Origin of the sequence: Mangrovimonas sp. DI 80 (assembly GCF_001975575.1) — a bacterium.
Lineage (GTDB): Bacteria > Bacteroidota > Bacteroidia > Flavobacteriales > Flavobacteriaceae > Mangrovimonas_A > Mangrovimonas_A xylaniphaga.
This window is the reverse complement of the sequence record NZ_MSDT01000006.1, coordinates 38,498-61,861: the sequence shown is the minus strand read 5'-3', so window position 1 is coordinate 61,861 and position 23,364 is coordinate 38,498. Positions and strand designations below refer to the sequence as shown.

The window sequence follows — 23,364 nt, the reverse complement described above, 5'->3', positions numbered from 1 at the left end:
GAACGAATTCTATATCGCAAATCAACACCAAAAATCTCTCCATAAATAAATTACCAACTCTTTAAAAACAAAAAAAGCATGACCAACAATTTTGACCATGCTTAAAAAATTGGCCCACACGTAACAGGACACTTTTTGGATTCAAAAAACTAAATTAAACTCAACCAAAAGTTTTTTTAATAACAACAAATCACCAAACCATTAGTTTTTCAAAAATTGAACATATATGGTTTCATTTCCTTTATTCAATTTTAAAAAATATAATCCTCGAGCACAAGAACTGACATTGATATTTAAATCTTCGTCTAAACTTATTTCTCTCCCATTTATTTTTTGACCAAGCGCATTGTATATTTCATAACTATCAGGCAAATTATTGTTGCTCATCTTAACCTTCAAGATATCTGTAGCAGGATTTGGATAGACTTTCAAATCTGCGTCCATAAAATAATCCTCAGTACCAAGTGTGGCATAATGAATGGTTACAGATTCTGCATTTTGAAATTCTCCCCCTTCTACTAAAATATTTCCTTCTCCATCTGCTAGTTGATAAGATCCTTTTCCTAAGTCACAACAAATACCATCTCCATAAGTATCATTAATGGTGAAAAGATAGCAATCCTCACCAGACAAGTTAAAGATCTCACTAAATACAGTTCCTAAATTCCCATCGGTATAAGGACCACCCGAATACAGCATATTTCCTTCACTGTCCTGAAGAGACCAAGTAGTTTCAGAACCATAAATATCCAAAGTCAAAGTCAAATTTATTTGTGAAGCAGCTATCTGCAATGCATCATTAACACTAAAGCAGGTACTATCACCATCATTACATGTCCGCGCATTAAGGCTATTAGCCACTGAAACATTAAAACTGTGATCTCCCGCTGTTGTTTCCATAGCCTCCAAAACAACTTGAATACTGGATTGAGCCTCCAAGTTCCCAGACCAATTATAAGTTATTGGAGTTCCACTGTCTATATCATATTGAAAGGTTACAGTCGTTAATGGCTGGGTTCCCCAATTGGAAAGAGTTACTACGGGAGTAATGGACGTTCCACAACCAATTTGCAGCTCTTCAATTGCCACAGCAGGATCGGAAGTGACTTCCGTTGGAGCATTCAAGGCAAAAGAATCTTCCAAGGAAGCTCTATTTGTTGACGTACTGAGTACGGCAAGAATTCTCGCTTTTTGGTCGTTAGTAAAAACATTCATACACTCGTCATTAATGTAGTCCATAAAGTTTTCCACCATGTCATAAGTTCCGCAGGATAAATTACTCGTTGGACACCCATAATTAGCTTCTTCCACCGCAGGCGTATCATCGCAATAATCCTCATCATCACAACCTCCTTGGAAGGTGTGGTAAAGACCTAAAAAATGCCCAACCTCATGGGTCATGGTTCGCCCCTTATCGTACGGCGCGGAAAGACTGAAAGTACCGTCATCATAATCGGAGCTTCCAAAGGTGGTGTAATTGGAGGCAACCCCATCGGTACTGGCAGTGCCTCCTGGAAATTGCGCATAGCCCAAGATGCCCTCCAAATCATCTATAAATTTGGCTGACCACATGTTTAAATAGTTTGCAGAATCCCAATAGGTTTGCGTCTTTTGACTTTGCATTTCGCTATAACCTACGCCATCCATACAAATATTCACCCTATCTATTCCATTAGTTGGACAACCCTCTGGTGTTTGTTGCGCCAAAACAAATTCCACCTCCACATCAGCACCATCTTCATTGGTATTATATCCAGGTGTGCCCATCATACGTCTATAATCTTCATTAAGCACTGTAATTTGCGACAGCACTTGAGCTTCCGTGATATTGGGTCCTACACCGATAACCTCTCCATTGTGCAACACATGAACTACCACAGGAATGACTATAACATCGTCTGTAGTAGCACTGCTCTTTTGGGATTTTATGCCTTCCAAAGTCTGCTTGAGGTTATTTTCAAAGCTTTTGCTCCCCATCATATTGGGATGTTCATTACGGATGATGGTATTGTACTCATCCGAATAACATCGTACTGCTGAATCAAGATTCGGTTGCTTCGCCTTTTTTACTGCTGAATTATTTTGAGCCCAACCCTGCATACTCAAGGCAAAGAAAATACTCAATGACACTACATAAAGTTTGTTCATAATATTGATGATGTGTTAAAATTAAACTTGACAAAAACCTAAGCCCCCCTATTTGTACTTCAGCTTTTGATACCAAATATCTGATAGGGACAACCCTATATTGATGGTATTTAAGTTCTCCTGAATTACGGAGTTACTTGCTGCTCCAGAGGTAAAACGCCTAGAATAAGAAATGTTCAATGAAGAAAAATTACGGCCCAAAGGAATCCCAACACCCATGGTGGCTTCAAAGTTGTCCATTCGCATATCATCAATCATCAAATAACCGGAATCGTATTTCACACTAGACCTAAAACTGAAATACTCCCAATACTTATTGGGATTGGAGTTTTTATATTGCATACCCAAACTATAAATACTCTGGTCCACAAAGGTTCCAAGATTATCCTTTTGGTCTGTGGCGTCCCAAAACTTATGGTTGAAATCCAGATTAAACAAAAAGTCCGATTTTAAGGAATACGTTAGCCCTGTTCCAACATGCAATGGCATATAAAAATTATCGGCTCCCACATCATTTTCATCCTCTACCACACTTGAAATTCCATCGGTGGTTTTATAGACGTCAATGTTTTTCTTTGCGTTGACCTTCGTAGGAAAGTTGACAATGGCACCAAAAGTTAAATCTTTACTGATATTGGCCGTTCCACCAAGTCCTAACTTGACACCATTGTAATAATAGTCTTCTTCAATAGCCAATTCCGATACAGATGTTGCAGAATATCTGGATTGTTCAATCTTCCCGAACAGATAGGAAGTTGTAATCCCTAAATTAATATTAGTACCTATTTGGTAGCCATAGCTGAATTTAAGTTCATTAATTCCACCGGAACCAATAAACAGATTTCTATATTCTTCGTTAGCCCCTTCTACCGCTAGCGGTTCACTAATAAACGAGTAACCCACAGAAGTTGCCGGAAGCAATGACAAACTAACCCCTGACTTCTTATTCAACTTGGTAGCCAACGAAAAATGCGACAAATTAGACTGAAGAAAGGTTTTGCTATTTCCTGAATTAGACAACTCATTGATGGACACATTCACCCCGGCATCCAAAATAAATATATCAGAATACAAACCACTGAGTGTTGCCGGATTCAGGTCGTTTATAAAATAAGGATTGTTCCAAGCCAACCCACTTTGCGACATACTTGGCGCCAGCCCAATGCTATTGGGGTTGTAGTATCCCAATCCATATAAAGAATAAGGGGACCCGTTGGAAGTGGCCGATTGCGAATACAAAGACATGGATGCTAAAAACACTAGCAAAAATGCCCCATACAACTTATAGGTTTTAATTTTCAACATCATAAATGGCATAAACAATTTTTAATTTGGGACGGTATTCAGAATCTGGATCATCATCAATAATCATTCTGTCCACCATAGCATTGAACAGCTCCGGATAAAAGGTCAAGCCCTCATTGGTATCTTGGGTATCTGGATCGAGTAAATCATCCACATAACCATCCAAAGCCACGTTATAGGAAGTCAGTTCAAATTCCGATGCGCCTTCCACTCGGTTGGCATAGATATAATCTTCACCATTATCCAATTGACCGGTAATGTTATTCTTCGCTCTAATTTTTGAAACAATCAAGGAATCCTGTAAATGAAAGGGTTCATTATAGGTTCCCCAATCGGGTGTAAAGGTTAAATCGGCACTCAACACAGTTCCTTTTACCGGCCAATCATAAAGGTTTTTCAAGGTTGGAAAATCGATTCTAAAGGTATACCCCGTTCCCGACTGCATCACTCCACGAAAATCGCATTCGGAAGTCGCAATACTCAAATCTTGATCTATCATTTGCGATAGACATTCGCTACTATTGGTAGAGGAAATTTTATTGTAAGAAGACACATCGCCTTGGCTCAATTTAAGATCGAACGTATAGGAATCCTCACCTACCTCACCACCTAGCGAATAATAAAAACGTAAATAGGTATCGTCTGTACTTTTGGAAATCCCCAAAATAGAGGTATTACTCTCCAATTCAGGCTGAATTGTAAGCCCCTTGAAGACTTCCTCAAAATCGGAGAACTCATCAATTTGATTTTCTTCAATAGCATTAAAAATAGCTGCACCAAAACTGTTTGGCAGAGTCACATGAATAGAATCGCCAGATAGTGGTCTTGGAGCCACTGTTACCTGCGTTATTGGTGTCTGGTTGTAAGCAATGGAACTGGTATTGTAGAAGTCATCATTTGCTGGTTTTACCTTTTCAATGACTTTATGAATGTTTAGCGTAACCGGTTGAAGCGTATCTCCGTAATAATATTTATCGTAACCCAAAATCAAAGCCACACTGTCCAAGGTTGCTCCATCTGTAATGGAATAGCTAGAAGGGTACATTTGAAAGAAAGATTCGGCGCGAACCCTTCCAAAATATTCATCATCATATTGTCCAAACAACAAACGATCGGTTCCAGAGGTGACAATGCTGTCAATCTTAAAATTGGACAGCTTTACCGTAAACGTATCAATGACCATAATTTTGGTCCCCGATTCCAAATAATCACCGTCCACCAGAAAATAATCCCCCTCATAAGGTGAGGAACAGGCCCCCAATGTCAATGCTACAATAAGTATGCACAGAAATGACTTCATAGCTACATTTTTTTAGATATGAAGCAAATAAAAGAGGTTTTGAAAGTGCAAATAGTCAAGACTATACACACGGACGGTTTTTATCTATATAAGCCTAAATTCTCACTACGATTGTCCAAAACTTTGTTTGTAGACAAAATAGAAGGCTTTAACCGTATGATTCCATTGTTTGTATATTAAATATGAAAGGATAGAAAGTTGCAATCTACGTTTGCGACGATGAAAAGGAGAATCTTACTTATGCTGTGCGCATTTTGGTGCCTCAGCAACCTATACAGCCAAACAACGGAAGCCCCCCCAAACAGTCAACTGAAGGGAGATTTCAGCTATGAAATTGTTCCAAGTTTAGGTGAGCAACAACTAACCATCATTGGATGTGAGGTTGAGCAGACTATTGGAATTGGTGCATCGTCCCTGAATTTTGGCTTGGGATATTACAATTACGGTGTCATCTTTAACAGTTTTGCAGAAGATGAGCCCCTAGTAAATGCCTTTGAACAAAACCACCTGATTACACTAAACGCAGCCTACGGCTTAACATTTGGCAACCAATGGCAATGGCAAATATCCCTAAGCCCAACCCTTTCCAGCACCTTAAATGCCTCCCCTTCATTGGAAGATGTGATTTTCAATACCAAAAGTACATTCTCAAAAAAACTAAAATCTATTGAGGGACAAGTGGAATTTGGTTTAGGCTACGGACCCCTTTTTGGTGCCCCTAACCTCTACCCAATCATTTCATACAAAAGTACACTAGGGACAAAATGGAGCTATCAAATTGGGTTTCCACAAAGCTTCATTAAGTACAAGCCTTCTTGGAAAAACGAATGGTCGTTTACAGCACAGCAGGACGGGGATTATATAAACAACCCTAGCAACGCCTATCTTTTTAGTAACGGAGAAGCAATAACGAACAGCAAACTGGAATATCGCAGTACCAAATTTGAGCTAAACTATTCAACCGCTTTACACGAATATTACCGCGTCTACATAGGGGCAGGATACCATACAAATACTAGCCTGGAGATAAACTCCCAAAACGGGAAGTCATTGTATCCACTTAACAGCAACAACTCCCTTTCCATACATTTTGGGATAAAGTTTCAATTAGACAATAACATAAAAACAACAGAAAAATGACAGATTTATTTAGATTAAAATTCCGCTTTGAGGCCATCAAAATAATAGCCATTTCCATGGCCTGCCTCACCATGTCCTGTAGCTCAGACGATGAAGATGACGACGATTACGGAGATTGGATAGAAGTTTCCGTTTTTGATGGTGTCCCAAGAAGCAATGCCGTGGCTTTCACCATAGACAACATTGGCTATATGGGAACTGGGTACGATGGCGATGATTACCTGAACGATTTTTGGGCTTATGATTTCGACGGCAATTATTGGTATCAATTATCCGACCTTCCTGGAGTAGCCAGAAGTTACGCAGTGGCATTCAATGTCAATAACAAAGGATATGTTGGTTTGGGATATGACGGCGAGACCAATGACGAACTGGGTGATTTTTACAGCTACGACCCACAAGCAAATACCTGGGCTAGCATTGCCGATTTTGGTGGAGGAACCAGACGTGGCGCCGTGGCCTTCAGCTCTGAAACTGCTGGATACGTAGGTACAGGATACGATGGACAAAACGATAAAAAAGACTTTTGGAAATACGAGCCTTCTACAGACACTTGGAGTCTTCAAACTGGGTTTGGAGGCGAAAAACGTCGCGAAGCTTCAACCTTCACAATCGACAATACCGTGTATTTAGGAACTGGTGTTTCCAACGGAATCAACCAAACCGACTTTTGGGCTTTCAACCTAGATACTGAAACATGGACCCAACTTGAGGACCTGGACGAAGATGACGATTACAGCATTATTAGAAACAACGGCGTAGGATTTTCAATGAATGGCAAGGGGTATTTCGGATTGGGCGTGTACAGTTCTTATGTAGACAACTCCATTTGGGAATACGATCCTTCGAAAGATAGTTGGGAAGAAAAAGCCAACTTTGAAGGTGTTTCAAGACAAGGTTCCATCGCATTTAGTAATGGCAGTAGAGCCTTTATCGCTTTAGGAAAAAGCGGCAGTCTGTATTTGGATGACAACTACGAATACTTCCCTACAGAGGTTCAAGATACCGATGATTAATAAAATGTGATAACTCCCATAAAGGTTTAAAGTGATTGACTTATCGCTTTAAACTTTGGGGATTTAATAAGAAAAGAGATGAAGCATCTAAATATCAAAACCATTGGGATAGGTTTAGTTTTGGCAACAATACTAAGCCTTTCGGTCATTTATTCAAATGGCCTACAACAAGATTCTTTCATTGAAAAAAAAGGGTACCATGTGGTTACTCAAAAAAGTGAGCAAGGCGGATGGATTTATAACATCTATCATTCGCAACAACTGCTTATCAAACAAGAATACGTTCCTGCCTTGGATGGAAAGTTTCAGTTTTCAACCCAAAAGGATGCCGAAAAGGCTGGTTCAAAAGTAATGGAACTTCTAAGCAAAGGCCAGAACCCTTCACTGAGCCCAAAGGACTTTAACGAGAACAATATCCAATTAGTGAAAGTCCCGTAAATATTCATTTTAATACAAATCAGAAGTACGTTGAAAAATGAAAATCAATTGTATCATCATAGAAAGCAACCCAAAGTATTTAAACGCCCTTCAGCGCTATTGTTACGAAAATGACGATTTAAACTGGATGGGGAGTTATAAAAATCCTCTAGAAGCTATCGATACTATAAATTCGTTTAAAACTGTATTGGTATTTTGCAACATAGGCCTTTTGGAAGCAAACCCAACAAAGTTTACCCAACACTTAAAGGGCAATCCAATGTTCGTGTTCCGCAGCAAAACCAATGCGGCCCTTACTCGTATTAAAGGATTAAAAACGATAGAATCCATTCAAGGTCCCATCACAGCCCAAACTGTCAAAACCGTTACAAAAAAAGCCTTAAAAATTTTGGACTTCAGTGCCTTGATGGAAACCAACATCTTCCCTACCGATGGCACTTCCCTTACTTCATCAAAAGCTATTATGGTGAAATATGGCCATGAGGCCTATCAAGTGAGCATTGACGACATCACTTATATACAGGGTATGCAAGGCGCTTTAAGAATTCATATGGTAAATACACCTCCCGTGAGAACCCTAATGAAAATTACCGCGCTTGAAGAAAAACTGGATACCGCAAAATTTGTCAGGATACACCCTAGTTTTTTGGTAAACATTACAAGAATAACCGCCATACAGAAAAAGAAGGTCAAACTGAATGACATCTACCTTCCTGTAAGCGACAGTTTTAAACCCTCTTTACTAGACAGAATAGGTCAATTTAAGTAACATCCTACAAAAACTTCTTAGTCCTTAAATACTAGGGAAACGTCTAGTAAAACTTCGGGTATATCTATTTGGTTTTTAAAACATTATAATTCTGTTGAATTTTACACTCAAGAAAGTATCTCATAAAATGAAAATATATTTTTCAATACTAATTGTACTCCTTACAACTATTGGTCGGGCTCAGGAACATGCTCAAGAAATAGTAAAAAAATGGAGCCTCGAAGAATGTATAGCCTATGCAACCACCCATAATATATCGGTGAAGGATGCTCTATACAGTCAAGACAAAGCACAATTGAACTACGACCAGTCCAAATACAACAAACTCCCAAATGTAACAGGAAGCGCTTCCCAAACCCTATCCAACGGAAATAGCATCGACCCTATTACCAGCGATTATGTCACGAAGCAAATCCACTCCTCCAGTTTTGGAATCAACTCCTCCCTGACAGTTTATGAAGGTAGCAAACTCAATAAACAGCAAAAGCAACAACAATTGATTTTTGAGCAAAACACCCTGTATGTGGAAGAAACCCAAAACAATATTACCCTTCAGGTTACCGAAGCTTATTTACAGGCACTGTACATGCAGGAAGGCATTGCCATAGCCGAAAACAATCTAGAAGCATCTCTACAAGAAGCCACATTGGCCAAGGCCAAACTTGATGCAGGAAGCATTCCCATGCAAGATTACACCGATGCCACTTCCCAAGCGGCTACCAAAAAATACGATTTGATTACAGCAAAAAACAACTATGCCCAGCAAATTACAACTCTTAAACAGCTTTTGGAATTGGACCCGGAAACTGAATTTGCCATAGAAACACCTGACAACATCAATGAGATGGTCGAGACGCAATTGGACAAAATAGAAGTCTACAAAAAGGCTTTAAGCATCCTTCCTGAAATAAAAGCCACGGAATTAAATAAGGCCATCAGCGAAAAGGATATTGAGATTGCCAAAAGTGATAACCTCCCATCGCTCTACCTAAATGGAAGTTTGGGGTCTGGATTTACCAGCACCCAAGAATTGAATTTCGTTGACCAAATCAATGTCAACTTTAACCAAAGAATCGGGCTGTCACTTAACATCCCCATATTCAATAAAAATCAAACCAAAACCGAAATTAAACTGGCAAAAATCAATGCCGAGCAAACCGACTTGGAATTGCAAAATGCCAAAAAGGATTTGTACAAAAAAGTAGATACTGCTTGGCAGAATTCAATAGCTTCTCAGGAACAATTATTGGCGGCAGGTGCCGCAAAGGATGCCGCCGAGGAATCCTATAAACTGGCCAAAAAGAAGTTTGAATTGAATGCACTAAACACGTTAGACCTCGTGGTTAGCCAAAACAACTACACCAATGCCCAGCTCGATTATATCAAAGCCAAGTATCTAAACATTTTGTATTACCAACTCCTTCAATTTTACCAAGGAAACGCCATTGAAATTTAAAAACAATGAAAAGCAAAACTTTAAAAATAATCGCAATCACTATAGGAATTCTAGGAGCCTCCGCTCTAGGCTATAGTTTTTTAAGCAGCAGCAAAACCTCTAAGGTAGAGGTTAAAACAGTGGCTATTTCCAAAGGAGATGTCATTACCACAGTCACTGCCACTGGAACGGTTGCCCCTATCACCCAAGTGGAAGTGGGAACCCAAGTTTCGGGAGTTGTAGAGAAGATTTATGTAGATTATAACAGTGAGGTAACCGAAGGACAGCTCATAGCCGAATTGGACAAAACCAACCTGAAAGCTGCCGTGGTACAGAGCAGAGCACTTTACGACAATGCTCTTAATGAAAAGAATTATTTACAGACCATCTTTGACCGTCAAAAGCAACTCTACGACAGCAAGGTGATAAGTAAATCCGATTACGATGAAGCGCTCTACAAACTCAACACAGCCAATAGTACAGTAACACAACGTCAATCTGAATTGAACCGCGCACAAACCGATCTTGGTTTCGCCAATATCTATTCGCCTATTGATGGCGTGGTTTTGTCCCGCGATGTGGACGAAGGACAAACCGTAGCGGCCAGTTATAGCACCCCAACCCTATTTACCATTGCCAAAAACCTTGAAGAAATGCAGGTAGAAGCCAATGTAGATGAAGCCGACATAGGACAGGTAAAAGAAGGACAAAGCGTGACTTTTACAGTTGATGCCTACCAAGATGACATCTTCAAGGGCGTCGTTACACAGGTACGTTTAAACCCGACCACAACTTCAAACGTGGTCACCTATACCGTGGTCATCAGAGCCAATAACCCTGATCTTAAATTGAAACCAGGTCTAACGGCTTCGGTGTCCATTTACACCTTGGAACTTAAAGATGTGCTTACTGCCGAAGCAAAAGCTATCAACTTCAAGCCCAACATGGAAACCCTTCACCGTTTTCTAGAAGAAAACAACATTGAGAAGGCAGCACCTCAAGGACCACCACCCGCAGAAACCGAAGGCTCCATGGTTTGGGTCTATAAAGCCAATGGGGATATTACACCTACCCCAATAACCTTGGGAGCCAGTGACGGCATACATGTACAAATCTTGAAAGGGCTTGAGCCTGGAGACAATTTGGTATACAGTTTAAAAGCCATCGGGTTGACAGAAGAAGCGGCTCCAATGCCAGAAGAAAACAGCAGCCCATTTATGCCGAAACCTCCTGGAAAGAAAAAATAAATCCCCAATAACATGGAAACATTTGTAGAAACCAAGGTTAAAACCAATACCCGTAACATGCAGAAAAGAATCATTGAAATAGAAGATTTGAAAAGAAGTTTTGTGATGGGTAACGAGGTCGTTCATGCCTTAAAAGGCATCTCTTTCTATATTAAGGAAGGGGAATTTGTGACCATTATGGGTTCTAGTGGATCCGGCAAAAGCACCATGTTAAATATTTTGGGCTGTTTGGATAAACCATCAGCAGGCGACTACGGGCTAGATGGCATGCTCACAAACGAAATGAGCAAAAACCAATTGGCGAAAATCAGGAACCACAAGATTGGATTTATATTTCAATCGTATAATCTATTGGCTAGAACTACTGCCTTGGAAAATGTAGAATTACCCCTAATGTATAACAGCTCGGTTTCCAGTGCAGAACGAAAAGAAAGTGCCATTTCGGCCTTAAAAAAAGTGGGACTACAGGAGAGAATGTACCATACACCTGCGCAGTTATCGGGAGGGCAACAACAGCGGGTAGCCATTGCACGAGCTTTAGTGAACAATCCTGTGGTGATATTGGCAGACGAAGCTACCGGAAATTTAGACACAAGAACGTCCTATGAAATCATGGCCCTTTTTCAAGACCTAAACCGTCAAGGAAAAACCATCGTTTTTGTAACCCACGAACCAGATATTGCAGAGTTCAGTCAACGTACCATTGTCTTAAAAGACGGAAAAATTATAAAGGACGCCCTAAACAGCAATGTGAAGGACGCCAGAGAAATGTTATCGCTTTTGCCAAAAGAAGACCATGAAACAGAGTGAAACAGTTAGAGGCATGAGTAAGAAGACAATTCGTAAACAAAAAAACTTGTAAGGTGAAGCTATTTAATTTATTAAAAATTGCATGGAAAGCAATCATCCTAAATAAGGTTAGAACCTTTTTAACCATGCTAGGAATTGTTATTGGCGTAGCCTCTGTAATTGCCATGTTGGCCATTGGGGAAGGCTCCAGTCAAAGCATTAAAAGTCAAATTGCAAAAATGGGTTCAAACATGATTACCATCAGACCAGGATCGGAAATGCGAGGAGGGGTGCGAATGGATCCAGGACAAATGCAAACCTTGACTTTAAAAGACTTCCAGAATCTAAAGGACAACAGCACACTCCTCACCTATCTAACCCCCATGGTAGAAGGTAGCGGGCAGTCCATAAACGGTACCAATAACTGGCCTACTTCCATCTATGGCGTTTTACCAGATTACCTAGCCGTGAAATCTTGGGAAGTAAAAACAGGAAGCATCTTTACAGAAGCTGAAGTTAAAGCAGCCGCCAAAGTTGTAGTATTAGGACAAACCGTTGTAGACAATCTATTTAGTGAGGGTATAGACCCTATTGGAAAAGTCATTAGGTTCAACAACATCCCTATGAAAGTTATTGGGGTGTTGACTCAAAAAGGAGAAAACACGTTTGGGCAAGATCAGGATAACGTCATCATAGCACCCTATACCACGGTACAAAAACGTATATTAGCCATAGATTACCTACATTCCATTAGCGCTTCGGCCCTAAGTGAAGAACAGGCTCAGGATGCTGTAGAGGAAATTACAAGCATTTTGAGAAGTTCCCACCAAATTGGCCCTAATGACGACGATGATTTTAACGTATTTTCTATGGAAGAATTGGTTTCCATGTTCAGCTCAACAAACGACATACTCACCATCCTGTTGGTAGCCATAGCTGGAATTTCCCTTTTGGTGGGCGGCATTGGCATTATGAATATTATGTACGTATCGGTAAAAGAACGCACCCGCGAAATTGGATTACGAATGGCCGTAGGTGGACAAGGGAGGGACATCCTTACTCAATTTTTAATTGAGGCCGTCATGATCAGTATTTCAGGAGGCCTTTTGGGAGTGCTTTTAGGCTTGGCCGCTTCGTTTTTTATTGAAAATATTTTAAGTTGGCCAACAGTGATCACCTCTTATTCCGTAGTCATTTCATTTGTGGTATGTGCCGTTACTGGAATATTTTTTGGATGGTACCCCGCAAAAAAGGCAGCCGCTTTAGACCCTATAACAGCTTTGAGATATGAATGATTTCTTTAAAAAATATAAAAACCGAAAAGCTGTAAGCATTATTTCGCATGTATTGGTGTGGGGGTTCATCTTCAGCACCCCTTACCTGCTATCGAACTCTTCGGGCCAAAATCAATTTGACAGGGCCATCATGGTTAGGACTTGGCTGCAATTATCAGTCTTTGCTTCTATCTTTTACCTAAATTATCTTTGGCTAATCGATAGGTTACTTTTTAAAAAGAAGGTTTGGCTATTCAGTATCATCAACCTGATTTGCATCATAGCCTTTGTTGCGCTTCAATTTCAACTAAACCATTTGGTTTTTGATGGCATGCGGGACATGCCTCCTATGAAAATGGAGAATATGAACAATCCACCTCCAAAGGATTTGTTCTTTTACCTTCAATTTATCACCTATTTACTGCCTTTGGCATTCGCAATCGCCATAAAGACCACTGAACGTTGGATGAAAATAGAATTTGAAAAAACCGAAGCCGACAATGTAAAACTCCATTCCGAACTTCAGCATTTGCAATACCAGTTGCAGCCTCATTTTTTCTTCAACAGCCTAAACAATATCTATGCCTTGGTAGATACCGCTCCCGAAACGGCCAAAACTAGCCTCCATGGATTGGCAAAACTAATGAGATACCTGCTTTATGATACCAAAACCGAATCTGTAAGCCTCTCCCATGAAATTGATTTTATAAAGCGTTATATTGAATTGGGGAAAATTAGGATTCCAGAAACTACCCAGGTAAATTACACCTTCCCTGTGGTTTCCCAAAACATCAAAATAGCTCCCTTATTATTCATTTCTTTAATAGAAAACGCCTTTAAGCATGGGGTTTCCGCCAATAAGGAAGGAGACATATCTTTTAACATGGATATTAACAATAATAAGGTTTTGTTTGTCTCAAAAAACCCTAACTTTCCTAAAGAAAAAAGTGACAAAAGTGGTTCTGGTATTGGCTTGGAAAACCTCAAAAAACGACTGGAACTACTCTATCCCGGAAAGCATAGCTTAACCACAGAAATAAAAGACAATACATACACCACAGTTTTGGAGATTGATTTAAACCACTAGGAAATGAGCAGCAACAAACTTACTTGCATTACCGTTGATGACGAACCAATGGCCTTGGGATTGGTAGAAGAATACATTAAAAAAACACCCTTTTTGGAATTACAAGGCAAGTTTGGAAATGCCATCGATGCTCTGGAATTCTTAAACCAAACGACAGTCGACCTTATCTTTCTGGACATCCAAATGCCTGACCTGTCCGGCATGGAACTTTCCAAATTGATTCCAAAAGAAACAGGGATTATTTTCACCACTGCTTTCGACCAGTATGCTTTGGAAGGTTTTAAAGTAAATGCCATTGACTATCTCCTAAAACCCTTTGATTATGCCGAATTTTTAACGGCAGCCAATAAGGCCAGACTAAGGTTGCAACCTTCAAAAGGACATGATACCCCTAATACTCCAATTGAGACTTTACCTCCTCAAAAGGAATTTATTTTTGTAAAATCTGAATACCGCCAGTTGCGTATTGAGCTAAAAAATGTCTTGTATTTTGAAGGTTTAAAGGATTATGTGAAAATTTGGATGAAAGACACTCCCAAACCCATCCTCACCCTAATGAGTTTGAAATCCTTAGAGGAGGAACTGCCGCAAGAAGACTTTATGAGAGTACACAGATCATATATTGTCTCCTTAAAAAATATTGAAACCATCGAGCGCAGCCAAATTATTATCAACAACCAACGCATTACCGTTTCAGAGCAGTACAAAACAAAGTTCCACGATTTCATCAATAAGAATTCACTTTAGACCTCAACCTTTTACATAAAAAAACAAGTGCTTAAAAATCCTAAATTGGACTTCTAAGCACCTGCTTTTATTTTATCTCTATTGATTATTTACTCCACAATTCTGTCCTGTTGGATCAAGGCCAAAATTTTATGGTACAACTCATTGTTTTCGTAAATACCTCCAAAATTTTCAGCTCCTTTACCATAAGCCAACACAGGTACCATGGTTCCAGAATGCCCTCCAGTAGAGAAGGTTGGCGTTACCGCATTATAATCGCCTTCTTTTGATGCTAGTGTAAATCCTCCCGTCTCATGATCGGCAGTCATTAACACCAATGTATTTCCATCCTTTTTGGCAAAATCAAGTACAGCGCCAATCACATTGTCAAAATCCTTCATTTCTTCAATCAGGTACTGCGCCTCATTGTCATGGCCTCCCCAATCAATTTGTGAGCCTTCTACCATTAAAAAGAATCCTCCAGAAGTCTGTGATAAATAACTCAAGGCCTTTTCTGTACCTTCCTGTAAAAAGTCCCCTCTTCCTTCGGTCATTTTAGGCATGCCATCTTCAGCCAACAAATACCCATATTTGCGGTTCTTTTTAAGTTTTTTATCTCCCAATTGCACGGTATCCATTTCAAAACCCTTCTTTTCCAACGCAGCTATATAATCCGCTCCGTCTTTTCTCTTGTTGAAGAACTTCAAACCTCCAGCTGCAAAAAAGTCAATATTAGAAGTTGGCAATTGCGCCGCAATGGCCTCGTCCATTTTTCTGCTTGACATATGAGCAAAGAAAGACGCTGGGGTAGCATGGGTAATTGAAGATGTTGCAACCAACCCGTTTTTATAACCCATTTTAGACAGTACTTCAGTCATATTTTCAGCTGCCGTGGTATCCTGTAATACTCCAATAGCACCGTTATAAGTTTTCACCCCACATGCATAGGCTGTCGCCCCAGCAGCAGAGTCCGTAATTAAATGCGAACTAGACGAGGTCTTTAACAAGCCAACATGCTCAAAATTTGGAAGGTTGATGCTGTCCTTTTTGAAATAAAACACTGATGACATTTGGGACAATCCCATACCGTCTCCTATCAGCAAAATAACATTTAAAGGCTTGTTGGTTTCCTTTACTGTTTTTGTTTCTGACTTCTGGCTATATCCAAAACCAATTGTCAAGAAAGCCATAACACTTAAGATTAATTTCATTCTATGTTTTTGTATTTAGGTTTCTGATTTGTTTATCACTTTTTAATCTCCTCAAGCCCAATTTCAGTTGCACTTTCCCTCATCATCCTAGACCTCTACGAAAGGTGCAAAAGTAGGAAAAAGCTAAAGCTTTCCATTTTAAGGAAATGTTAAGCATACTTAAAGAAATCCGCGACCAAACATCTTGACAAATAATTAAGTAAAAGTCCCTTGAATCCTAAAATTCAAAAAGTTTTTTATGGTCTCCGTTCAAACGATTATTAGACCTTTCAATCTTCTGCTTTTCCAAAAAGGTATCCGTAAGGCGTGCCTACAAATAAAGCACCGCCAACAATATTACCCAAGGTGGCCGGAATTAAATTGGACGTAAAAAAAGTACTCCAAGTAATATCGGCGCCTTCAAAAATAGCCAATGGAATGAAATACATATTGGCAATACTGTGCTCAAACCCCATAGTGACAAAGGCCATGACAGGAATCCAAATAGCTACAATTTTTCCAATGGTATGTTTTGCCGCAATCCCCTGCCAAATGGCCAGACACACCAACCAATTGGCTCCAATACCCTTAATAAAGGTGACCAAAAATGAATGGCTGGTTTTGCCCTCCGCAATTTTACGAACCATATCTATATAGGGCGTATCACTTACCAAGTGCGTTAAATGTGTGATAACATAAGCGAGAAAAAGTGCCCCTACAAAATTTCCAATGTATACCAATCCCCAATTCTTCAACATGGCATAAACCCGTTGGCGTTTGGTTAAAATATTCGGAATAAAATAGGCATTGTTACCCGTAAAAAGTTCGGCACCAACAATAACCACCAAAATGAGGCCAATTGGGAATGCTGCCCCAAACAGGAATCTCGCCAATCCAGGATTGCTAGCAGCTATTCCCGGAGAACCTCCAGAAACAATAATTGACAATAGACCTCCAAAAGCCACATAGGCCCCAGCCAAGAATGCCAGAATCAATGTTTTGCTTACCGTATAGCCTTCTTTATTCAAGGCTATTTCATTTATGATTTTTATCCCTTCTTTAGGTGAATTCATAATAACATATTCAATAATGGTTAGTTAATCAGTTCGTTTTGGTTTAGTTCACTTTAACTTCTTTAAAATAGTCCTTCAGAATAGCTACAGCTGCGTCAATCTCTTCTTGGGTATTCTCTCTAGCATCTTTAAGCTCATACACCCAACCTAAAGCTTCCCATTTGTGGATTCCCAATTTATGGTAAGGCTGCAGTTCTATTTTTTCAATGGTTTTATACGCTTTAAAATAGTCTCCCAAAGCGTGAAGTAATTCAGGAGTATTGGTAATTCCAGGAATCAACACATAGCGCAACCACATAGCTTTGCCTGATTGCTCCCGGTGTTTCGCAAAGTTAAAAGTGGTTTCCTTGTTTTTGGCTCCCGCCAAGGTTCGAAAGCCTTCTTCGGTCATGTGCTTGATATCCAGCATCACCAAATCGGCATAATCATCGAGAAGTTCCATAGTAGGATGATTCAGTAATCTCCCATTGGTATCCACATTGGTATGAATTCCCTCTTCTTTTAAGCGTTTAAAAAACGGAATTAAGGCTTTGGCCTGCAGAAGCGGTTCTCCACCCGAAACGGTCACACCGCCAAGATCCCCAAAATAGGGTTTCATGCGAATGGCACGTTGTACTAAATCTTCAATTTGATATTCTGTACCTCCTTGGGTATCTATGGTATCTGGATTGTGGCAGTATTGACATTTCAGTTTGCAACCCTGCAGGAAGATTACCAATCGTATTCCTGGTCCATCATGAGTTCCAAAAGACTCTATAGAATGTACACTTAAGGTAGTATCTGGAGTTTTCATCATTGATAGGATTTAAGAATTAAAAAAAGAGGCATCCAAAAAATGTATCACATCTTTTAGAATGTTCGTACCATTTTTTGAACACCTCAGAACTTAATCAGCAGAGTTATTGTTACATAGATTGGTGGAACGAACGGGAAATGACTTCCATCTGTTGTTCTCTTGTCAATCTAATAAAGTTTACCGCGTATCCAGAAACACGAATGGTTAATTGTGGGTGATTTTCTGGATGTTCCATTGCGTCTAGCAATGTGTCTTTATCTAAAACATTCACATTTAAGTGCTGCGCTCCGTTGGAGAAATATCCCGTAAGGGTTGCCACCAAGTTGTTGATGCGCTCTTCTTCAGTAGCCCCTAAAGATTTAGGTACAATGGAAAAGGTATTGGACACACCATCCTGTGAATCTTTATAATCTATTTTTGCTACGGAATTCAATGATGCAATCGCTCCATTGGTATCACGACCGTGCATTGGGTTGGCTCCTGGTGCAAATGCTACACCTGCTGCTCTACCGTCTGGTGTCGCACCAGTTTTCTTACCGTACACCACGTTAGAAGTAATGGTCAATACAGACATTGTAGATTCCGCATTTTTGTAAACTTCCAATTGTTTCAACTCATCGTTAAAGTCTTGTACCGCATCGTGTGCAAACACATCAACTCTATCATCGTCGTTTCCATATTTAGGGAACTCCCCTTCAATTTCGAAATCAACAGTCAAGCCTTCTTCGTTTCTAATTGGTTTTACTTTGGCATATTTAATAGCCGATAATGAATCCGCTACAATTGATAGCCCTGCAATACCATAAGCGATATTGATATCTGGGTTGGTATCAATTAAGGCCATTTGCGCTTTTTCATAGTAATATTTGTCGTGCATGTAATGGATAATGTTCATAGAATCATTGTACACACGTGCTACTTCTTTCATCGCTATTTTGAAGTTGGCCATTACTTTATCTATGTTCAAGTACTCATCTGTATCTTGCTCGATGCCATCCACCATTAAGGTTCCGGTTTCCTCACAACGACCACCATTTAAGGCCAACAATAAGGTTTTTGCCAAGTTGGTACGTGCTCCAAAGAACTGGATTTGTTTTCCTAATTCTTGGTAAGACACACAACAAGCGATACCGTAATCGTCAGACCCGCGTAAATCACGCATTAAATCGTCATTTTCAAATTGAATTGAAGAAGTATCGATAGCCACCTTTGCACAGAATTTTCTAAAGTTCTCTGGCAATTCTGGCGACCATAACACAGTAATATTCGGTTCAGGTGATGGACCTAAGTTGTATAGGGTATGTAAGAAACGGAAGGCTGTTTTGGTTACCTTAGTGCGTCCGTCCTGCAACATTCCTCCAATGGCTTCAGTTACCCAAGTTGGATCTCCCGCAAAGATTTCATCGTAAGCTGACATTCTTAAGTGACGTACCATACGCAATTTCATCACGAATTGATCAATATACTCTTGCGCTTCGGTTTCTGTAATAAGTCCCGCATTCAAATCTCTTTCAATGTATATGTCCAAGAAAGTAGACACATTTCCCAAAGACATGGCAGCTCCATCCTGCTCTTTTACAGCAGCTAGGTAAGCCATATAAGTCCACTGCACAGCTTCACGGGCAGTTTCAGCAGGACGACTCAAATCCAAATCGTACGCTTGTCCCATAGCAATCATATCCTTTAAAGCTCTGATTTGCTCAGAAACTTCTTCTCTCAAACGAATTACCGCATCGGTCATTGGCCCTCCAATCTTGGCCAAATCCTCTTTTTTAGCCGCTATTAAGGCATCAATTCCATATAAGGCTACTCTACGATAATCCCCAATAATTCTACCACGAGCATAATTATCCGGCAATCCAGTTAATAGCCCCAGAGATCTATATTTTCTAATTTCATCATTATAAGCATCAAAAACACCATCGTTATGGGTTTTCACATACTTAGAGAACAATTCGTCAATTTGATTTGCAGGTTGTAAACCATGCTCTTCCAACGCTTTTTGCACCACTTTATACCCCCCGAAAGGCTTCATGGCGCGTTTCAATAGGGCGTCCGTTTGCAAACCAACGATTACTTCATTGTCCTTATCTATATATCCAGCTCCAAAGTTTGCAATCCCCGAAATGGTATCTACATCTACGGAGTGTAATCCATTTTTTTCTCTTTCAATTTTAGTAGCGTCCTTACAAATTTCCCAAAGCTTTTGGGTACGCTCACTCGGGCCTACCAAAAATTCGCTGGTTCCATAATAAGGAGTAAGATTTTTAATTACGAAATCACGTACGTTAATCGCCTTAGTCCAAGCTCCGTTTTGGAATTCTTTAATTCCTAGGTCTTCTTTTTTTAACTCTGCTACATTCATATGATATCTGTTTAAACTGTTTTTGTCTTAACTGATTTGTTATGAGGCAAATTTCGTGACATAGCAGAGCTTAAAATATGATAAAAAGCAGTTTTTGAAGAATTGACAAGAATGCAATTTTACCCCCTAAAAACTACCATTCCTGCACAAAAAAGGCACTCCTACCTCAACTTTGTCAACACTCTCATTTCCGTATTGACATTATTGAAAATAAACCCGATTTCATTTAAGAAAATTTAAGAGCGCTTTAAGTTTTTATTTCAACTCAAACACCTTAAATACAACTGTTTACATTAAAAAAGCATCAAAAAAAAGGTCCAAAAATTCTAACAACAAACAATTTAGATCCTAATTTTATAGATCCTAAACAAATTTTTCAAAATTCATGATAAAACTAGATGGTATATATAAATAACATTTAAATTTGAAAAAGAATATCTAACAATAGACCAACCGTTAAACTCATAATTAAAGAATACAGCAGATATCTAAAATTAGAAAAAGGCTACTTTTAAATTCAAAAATTAATTAAATACTAGTTGATATTAATTTACCCCAATTACCATTGATCTTTTCAAACCCTAAAACTTTTCGCAAAAAGCAGTCTATGTGATATTGTTTAGAGGGGTGGGATTAGCCTTCTTTAAAAGAGTAGGATTACACAAAACTTTGCTCACAATACTAACCAACCGACAGGTATAAATAAAAATATTTTAAAAGCAACCTTTTAAACATATTTTGATTCTACTTGATCAATCACAAATTAAAATGACCAACAAAAAAAATTTGAAACAAAAATTGAAAACCTCCATAGAGTTTTCAAAAAACCTATTTATAACAGGTGCCATAACTGAGACAAGTCGAAAGGTTGAGATTGAAATTTGTAAACATATTCCAATAGACAGGGATGTTACAGTCGTAGAATTTGGCATGGGACATGGAAATATTACAAAAGCAATACTCGATAAAATTTCCCCTAATTCTAATTTGTATGCTTTTGAAGTCAATGGAGAATTTTGTGATTATGTTAGAAAATCAATTCCCGACGACAGACTTACCATAATAAATGACGGGGCCGAAAACATGATAAATCATTTACACCTTAAAATTGACTGTGTTATTTCGTCCATTCCATTCTCTTTTTTTTCTAAAGAAAAAGGAATGGGAATTATACAAGACGCCTACAATTTTTTGCCATACGGATCCTATTTCAGTCAGGTTTTATATACAAAATTCAACTTTAAGAAATTCCAAATAATATTTGACGATTGTGAGATCATAAAATTTCGAAGTTTTCCTACCGAGTATATTTATCATTGCCAAAAAACTATTGACTAACTATTTATTTCTAAAACTGATCTTCCCTAATCATATGAAAGCAAAAAATAAAAACATCCCAATTTTACTGTTTTTTTTCCTTCAAGTAATTATTCCTGCGATCGTAATTATAATATTTCAACAATCTTTTCTTCTTAGTCCAGAAATTATAATTGGGCACTTATTGGTCATCTTTTGCTTGAATTCGGCATTAATCGGTTTAGGTCTTATAGTATTTTCCAGAAAACTCTTTAATTACCAGCACATTTCAAAATATATCGTTTCAAGTTTATTTGGAATTTTGAATATTCTATTATACTATGCTTATCTATTTGCCTTCTTAGGCGAACATTTCAATTCAAAAATTTTTACGTCTCAAATTGTTTTCGGCTACCTAAAGCATCTGGATGAATTAATAAGTAACTTCTCTGTAAATCCCATTTTACTTTATACCGTATTATTTATTGTACCAGCATTAATTTTTATTGGATTTTTATTAATGACCAATTTTATCTATCATGGGATTTTATACCTTAAAAAATTCATTCAAAAACATAATTTCAACAATCCTCCTAAAGCTATTAGATATAACATTGTTGTTTTTTTACTGTTTATCGGTTTTTTATCGGGAATAGTCCTAGTTACATTTCCAAAAATCCCGTTTCTGCTTTTTAATGTAGAAGAGCCCTTTGTTTCCGTATACTTAAAAAACACCGATCCTTTTAACAAGAGAATCTCTGCGGTAGACAATGAAGATATTGGAATAAGACATGCGTACCCAGAAAACCTTGACTTTGAGAAAAAAAACATCATCATAATTGTCGTAGATGCTCTTCGATCAGATCACTTAAGCCTTTTTGGATACCAAAGGGAGACGTCTCCTTTTTTAGATAGCCTTTATGCCTCTGGCAACCTACGCAAAATAGACTTGTCCTTCTCAGTTTCCGGAGAGTCCTTCTCTGGTATCAATGCCATATTAAGGTCTAAAATATGGGCCAATATGGGATATAACAACTTCTCATTGCAACAACTTTTAAAGGACCAGGGATACGATCTTAATTTTATTATTTCTGGGGACCATACTAATTTTTATGGATTAAAATCTTTTTATGGGAAGAACAGTGATTTCAATTACTACCTTGATGGGGCGGTCAGCAAAAAATATTCAGACCCAAATGACGATCGAATACTATTTGAAGGACTTGAAAACATAGGTCTATACAACAATACGCCTGCTTACTTTCATTTTCACCTCATGTCTGTCCATAACCTAGGGACTAGACTGAACAAATTCAAAAGATATACCCCAGCGGGCACAACGACTTTCGATGCTGAAAATTATATAAATAGGTATGACAACGGTGTATTGCAGGCTGATAATTTTTTAAAGAATATTTTCAGCATTTTATCAAAAAAAGGCTACTTACAAAACAGCATTGTTGTCATCACGGGAGATCATGGTGAAGCTTTAGGGGAAAGAGGCCTATTTGGTCATGGTCGTAATATTTATACTAATCAAATTTTAAGTCCAATTTTGATCTATGATACTGAAAAACTTGAATATAAAAATACAAGCTATGCAACTTTAGTGGATATCGCACCAACCATTGTTGACCGATTGGGCTTACCAATCCCTGAATCTTGGGAAGGCATTTCACTGTTCAGCGAAGAAACCAATAGACAATTAACATTCCACCAAGAGAATAATGATTATGCCATCATACACACCCAAGGCAATAAGCGACATAAATTGATTTATAACAGCAAAACAGGTAAGCAAGAACTTTATGAGCTTAACACCGATTTATATGAGACAAAAAATATAATTGACTCCTTAAATTTAGAATACGTAAATACCTTAAGATGGCATATGAACGAATTCCATTTAAATCCCGAAAAACTATATCGATTAAAATAATGCTCTCATAGAAATCACTTGATTAAAATAA

At 38.6% G+C, this 23,364-nt stretch carries 19 protein-coding genes; 12 read left to right on the top strand and 7 right to left on the bottom strand.

The window, feature by feature from the left end; all coding sequences use genetic code 11:
- Nucleotides 1-201: 201 nt before the first annotated feature.
- Genes BKM32_RS12220 through BKM32_RS12210 form a run of 3 tightly spaced genes read right to left on the bottom strand, consistent with a single transcriptional unit; the run spans nucleotide 202 to nucleotide 4,753 of the window.
- Nucleotides 202-2,148, bottom strand: coding sequence for a M43 family zinc metalloprotease (locus BKM32_RS12220; protein ID WP_076664060.1), 1,947 nt, complete (start codon nucleotides 2,146-2,148; stop codon nucleotides 202-204).
- Between the two features lie 48 nt (nucleotides 2,149-2,196).
- Nucleotides 2,197-3,456 (bottom strand): hypothetical protein, encoded by a 1,260-nt coding sequence (locus tag BKM32_RS12215; protein WP_123812117.1) that lies wholly within the window; start codon nucleotides 3,454-3,456, stop codon nucleotides 2,197-2,199.
- Nucleotides 3,440-4,753 carry a DUF4270 family protein gene (locus BKM32_RS12210; RefSeq protein ID WP_076664058.1) on the bottom strand — a complete coding sequence of 438 codons (1,314 nt, stop codon included), beginning with the start codon at nucleotides 4,751-4,753 and terminating at the stop codon, nucleotides 3,440-3,442. The genes BKM32_RS12215 and BKM32_RS12210 overlap by 17 nt, the downstream gene beginning before the upstream one ends.
- Nucleotides 4,754-4,993: 240 nt before the next feature.
- Between BKM32_RS12210 and BKM32_RS12205 the strand changes: the two genes are divergently transcribed.
- The 10 genes from BKM32_RS12205 (at nucleotide 4,994) to BKM32_RS12160 (ending at nucleotide 14,695) form a co-directional block, all read left to right on the top strand.
- Nucleotides 4,994-5,893, top strand: a complete 900-nt coding sequence (locus tag BKM32_RS12205; RefSeq protein WP_076664057.1) for a DUF6268 family outer membrane beta-barrel protein — start codon at nucleotides 4,994-4,996, stop codon at nucleotides 5,891-5,893.
- A complete protein-coding gene (locus BKM32_RS12200) occupies nucleotides 5,890-6,909 on the top strand; it encodes a kelch repeat-containing protein (RefSeq protein ID WP_076664056.1) in 1,020 nt (339 codons plus the stop codon). Before BKM32_RS12205 ends, BKM32_RS12200 begins: the two co-directional genes overlap by 4 nt.
- Before the next feature lie 78 nt (nucleotides 6,910-6,987).
- Nucleotides 6,988-7,347 carry a DUF4907 domain-containing protein gene (locus BKM32_RS12195; protein ID WP_076664055.1) on the top strand — a complete coding sequence of 120 codons (360 nt, stop codon included), beginning with the start codon at nucleotides 6,988-6,990 and terminating at the stop codon, nucleotides 7,345-7,347.
- 37 nt (nucleotides 7,348-7,384) lie between these two features.
- Nucleotides 7,385-8,116: a LytTR family DNA-binding domain-containing protein gene (locus BKM32_RS12190; RefSeq protein ID WP_076664054.1), complete on the top strand. Its 732-nt coding sequence runs from the start codon at nucleotides 7,385-7,387 to the stop codon at nucleotides 8,114-8,116.
- Between the two features lie 127 nt (nucleotides 8,117-8,243).
- Entirely contained in the window at nucleotides 8,244-9,572 is a 1,329-nt protein-coding gene (locus tag BKM32_RS12185) for a TolC family protein (protein WP_076664053.1), read from the top strand.
- A gap of 5 nt (nucleotides 9,573-9,577) precedes the next feature.
- Entirely contained in the window at nucleotides 9,578-10,798 is a 1,221-nt protein-coding gene (locus tag BKM32_RS12180) for an efflux RND transporter periplasmic adaptor subunit (protein ID WP_076664052.1), read from the top strand.
- A 57-nt stretch (nucleotides 10,799-10,855) separates the two neighbouring features.
- Nucleotides 10,856-11,608, top strand: coding sequence for an ABC transporter ATP-binding protein (locus tag BKM32_RS12175; RefSeq protein ID WP_076664458.1), 753 nt, complete (start codon nucleotides 10,856-10,858; stop codon nucleotides 11,606-11,608).
- A gap of 53 nt (nucleotides 11,609-11,661) precedes the next feature.
- Complete coding sequence (locus BKM32_RS12170) at nucleotides 11,662-12,882, top strand: ABC transporter permease (RefSeq protein ID WP_076664051.1); 1,221 nt, start codon at nucleotides 11,662-11,664, stop codon at nucleotides 12,880-12,882.
- Nucleotides 12,875-13,948 carry a sensor histidine kinase gene (locus tag BKM32_RS12165; protein WP_076664050.1) on the top strand — a complete coding sequence of 358 codons (1,074 nt, stop codon included), beginning with the start codon at nucleotides 12,875-12,877 and terminating at the stop codon, nucleotides 13,946-13,948. The genes BKM32_RS12170 and BKM32_RS12165 overlap by 8 nt, the downstream gene beginning before the upstream one ends.
- A 3-nt stretch (nucleotides 13,949-13,951) precedes the next feature.
- Nucleotides 13,952-14,695, top strand: coding sequence for a LytTR family DNA-binding domain-containing protein (locus BKM32_RS12160; RefSeq protein WP_076664049.1), 744 nt, complete (start codon nucleotides 13,952-13,954; stop codon nucleotides 14,693-14,695).
- Between the two features lie 89 nt (nucleotides 14,696-14,784).
- Here BKM32_RS12160 and BKM32_RS12155 read toward each other — a convergent pair whose 3' ends face one another.
- From BKM32_RS12155 to pflB, 4 genes are all read right to left on the bottom strand, one after another.
- Nucleotides 14,785-15,885, bottom strand: a complete 1,101-nt coding sequence (locus BKM32_RS12155) for an alkaline phosphatase (protein ID WP_076664048.1) — start codon at nucleotides 15,883-15,885, stop codon at nucleotides 14,785-14,787.
- Between the two features lie 269 nt (nucleotides 15,886-16,154).
- Nucleotides 16,155-16,937 (bottom strand): formate/nitrite transporter family protein, encoded by a 783-nt coding sequence (locus BKM32_RS12150; protein WP_053975882.1) that lies wholly within the window; start codon nucleotides 16,935-16,937, stop codon nucleotides 16,155-16,157.
- Nucleotides 16,938-16,980: 43 nt separating this feature from the next.
- Nucleotides 16,981-17,733: a pyruvate formate-lyase-activating protein gene (gene pflA / locus BKM32_RS12145; RefSeq protein WP_253187461.1), complete on the bottom strand. Its 753-nt coding sequence runs from the start codon at nucleotides 17,731-17,733 to the stop codon at nucleotides 16,981-16,983.
- A gap of 109 nt (nucleotides 17,734-17,842) precedes the next feature.
- Nucleotides 17,843-20,098: a formate C-acetyltransferase gene (pflB, locus tag BKM32_RS12140; RefSeq protein ID WP_076664047.1), complete on the bottom strand. Its 2,256-nt coding sequence runs from the start codon at nucleotides 20,096-20,098 to the stop codon at nucleotides 17,843-17,845.
- A 768-nt stretch (nucleotides 20,099-20,866) separates the two neighbouring features.
- Here pflB and BKM32_RS12135 point away from each other — a divergent pair.
- Both BKM32_RS12135 and BKM32_RS12130 read left to right on the top strand, forming a co-directional pair.
- Complete coding sequence (locus BKM32_RS12135) at nucleotides 20,867-21,436, top strand: class I SAM-dependent methyltransferase (RefSeq protein ID WP_076664046.1); 570 nt, start codon at nucleotides 20,867-20,869, stop codon at nucleotides 21,434-21,436.
- 478 nt (nucleotides 21,437-21,914) lie between these two features.
- A complete protein-coding gene (locus tag BKM32_RS12130) occupies nucleotides 21,915-23,333 on the top strand; it encodes a sulfatase-like hydrolase/transferase (protein ID WP_171971876.1) in 1,419 nt (472 codons plus the stop codon).
- Nucleotides 23,334-23,364 lie beyond the last annotated feature (31 nt).

Bases quoted from the DNA above. Each gene is read 5' to 3' on its own strand.
- BKM32_RS12160 (WP_076664049.1), top strand. From the start codon at position 13,952: ATGAGCAGCAACAAACTTACTTGCATTACCGTTGATGACGAACCAATG.
- BKM32_RS12135 (WP_076664046.1), top strand. From the start codon at position 20,867: ATGACCAACAAAAAAAATTTGAAACAAAAATTGAAAACCTCCATAGAG.
- BKM32_RS12155 (WP_076664048.1), bottom strand. From the start codon at position 15,885: ATGAAATTAATCTTAAGTGTTATGGCTTTCTTGACAATTGGTTTTGGA.
- pflA (WP_253187461.1), bottom strand. From the start codon at position 17,733: ATGATGAAAACTCCAGATACTACCTTAAGTGTACATTCTATAGAGTCT.
- BKM32_RS12210 (WP_076664058.1), bottom strand. From the start codon at position 4,753: ATGAAGTCATTTCTGTGCATACTTATTGTAGCATTGACATTGGGGGCC.
- BKM32_RS12220 (WP_076664060.1), bottom strand. From the start codon at position 2,148: ATGAACAAACTTTATGTAGTGTCATTGAGTATTTTCTTTGCCTTGAGT.
- BKM32_RS12130 (WP_171971876.1), top strand. From the start codon at position 21,915: ATGACCAATTTTATCTATCATGGGATTTTATACCTTAAAAAATTCATT.
- BKM32_RS12175 (WP_076664458.1), top strand. From the start codon at position 10,856: ATGCAGAAAAGAATCATTGAAATAGAAGATTTGAAAAGAAGTTTTGTG.
- BKM32_RS12195 (WP_076664055.1), top strand. From the start codon at position 6,988: ATGAAGCATCTAAATATCAAAACCATTGGGATAGGTTTAGTTTTGGCA.
- BKM32_RS12190 (WP_076664054.1), top strand. From the start codon at position 7,385: ATGAAAATCAATTGTATCATCATAGAAAGCAACCCAAAGTATTTAAAC.
- BKM32_RS12185 (WP_076664053.1), top strand. From the start codon at position 8,244: ATGAAAATATATTTTTCAATACTAATTGTACTCCTTACAACTATTGGT.
- pflB (WP_076664047.1), bottom strand. From the start codon at position 20,098: ATGAATGTAGCAGAGTTAAAAAAAGAAGACCTAGGAATTAAAGAATTC.
- BKM32_RS12180 (WP_076664052.1), top strand. From the start codon at position 9,578: ATGAAAAGCAAAACTTTAAAAATAATCGCAATCACTATAGGAATTCTA.
- BKM32_RS12200 (WP_076664056.1), top strand. From the start codon at position 5,890: ATGACAGATTTATTTAGATTAAAATTCCGCTTTGAGGCCATCAAAATA.
- BKM32_RS12205 (WP_076664057.1), top strand. From the start codon at position 4,994: ATGCTGTGCGCATTTTGGTGCCTCAGCAACCTATACAGCCAAACAACG.
- BKM32_RS12150 (WP_053975882.1), bottom strand. From the start codon at position 16,937: ATGAATTCACCTAAAGAAGGGATAAAAATCATAAATGAAATAGCCTTG.
- BKM32_RS12215 (WP_123812117.1), bottom strand. From the start codon at position 3,456: ATGATGTTGAAAATTAAAACCTATAAGTTGTATGGGGCATTTTTGCTA.
- BKM32_RS12165 (WP_076664050.1), top strand. From the start codon at position 12,875: ATGAATGATTTCTTTAAAAAATATAAAAACCGAAAAGCTGTAAGCATT.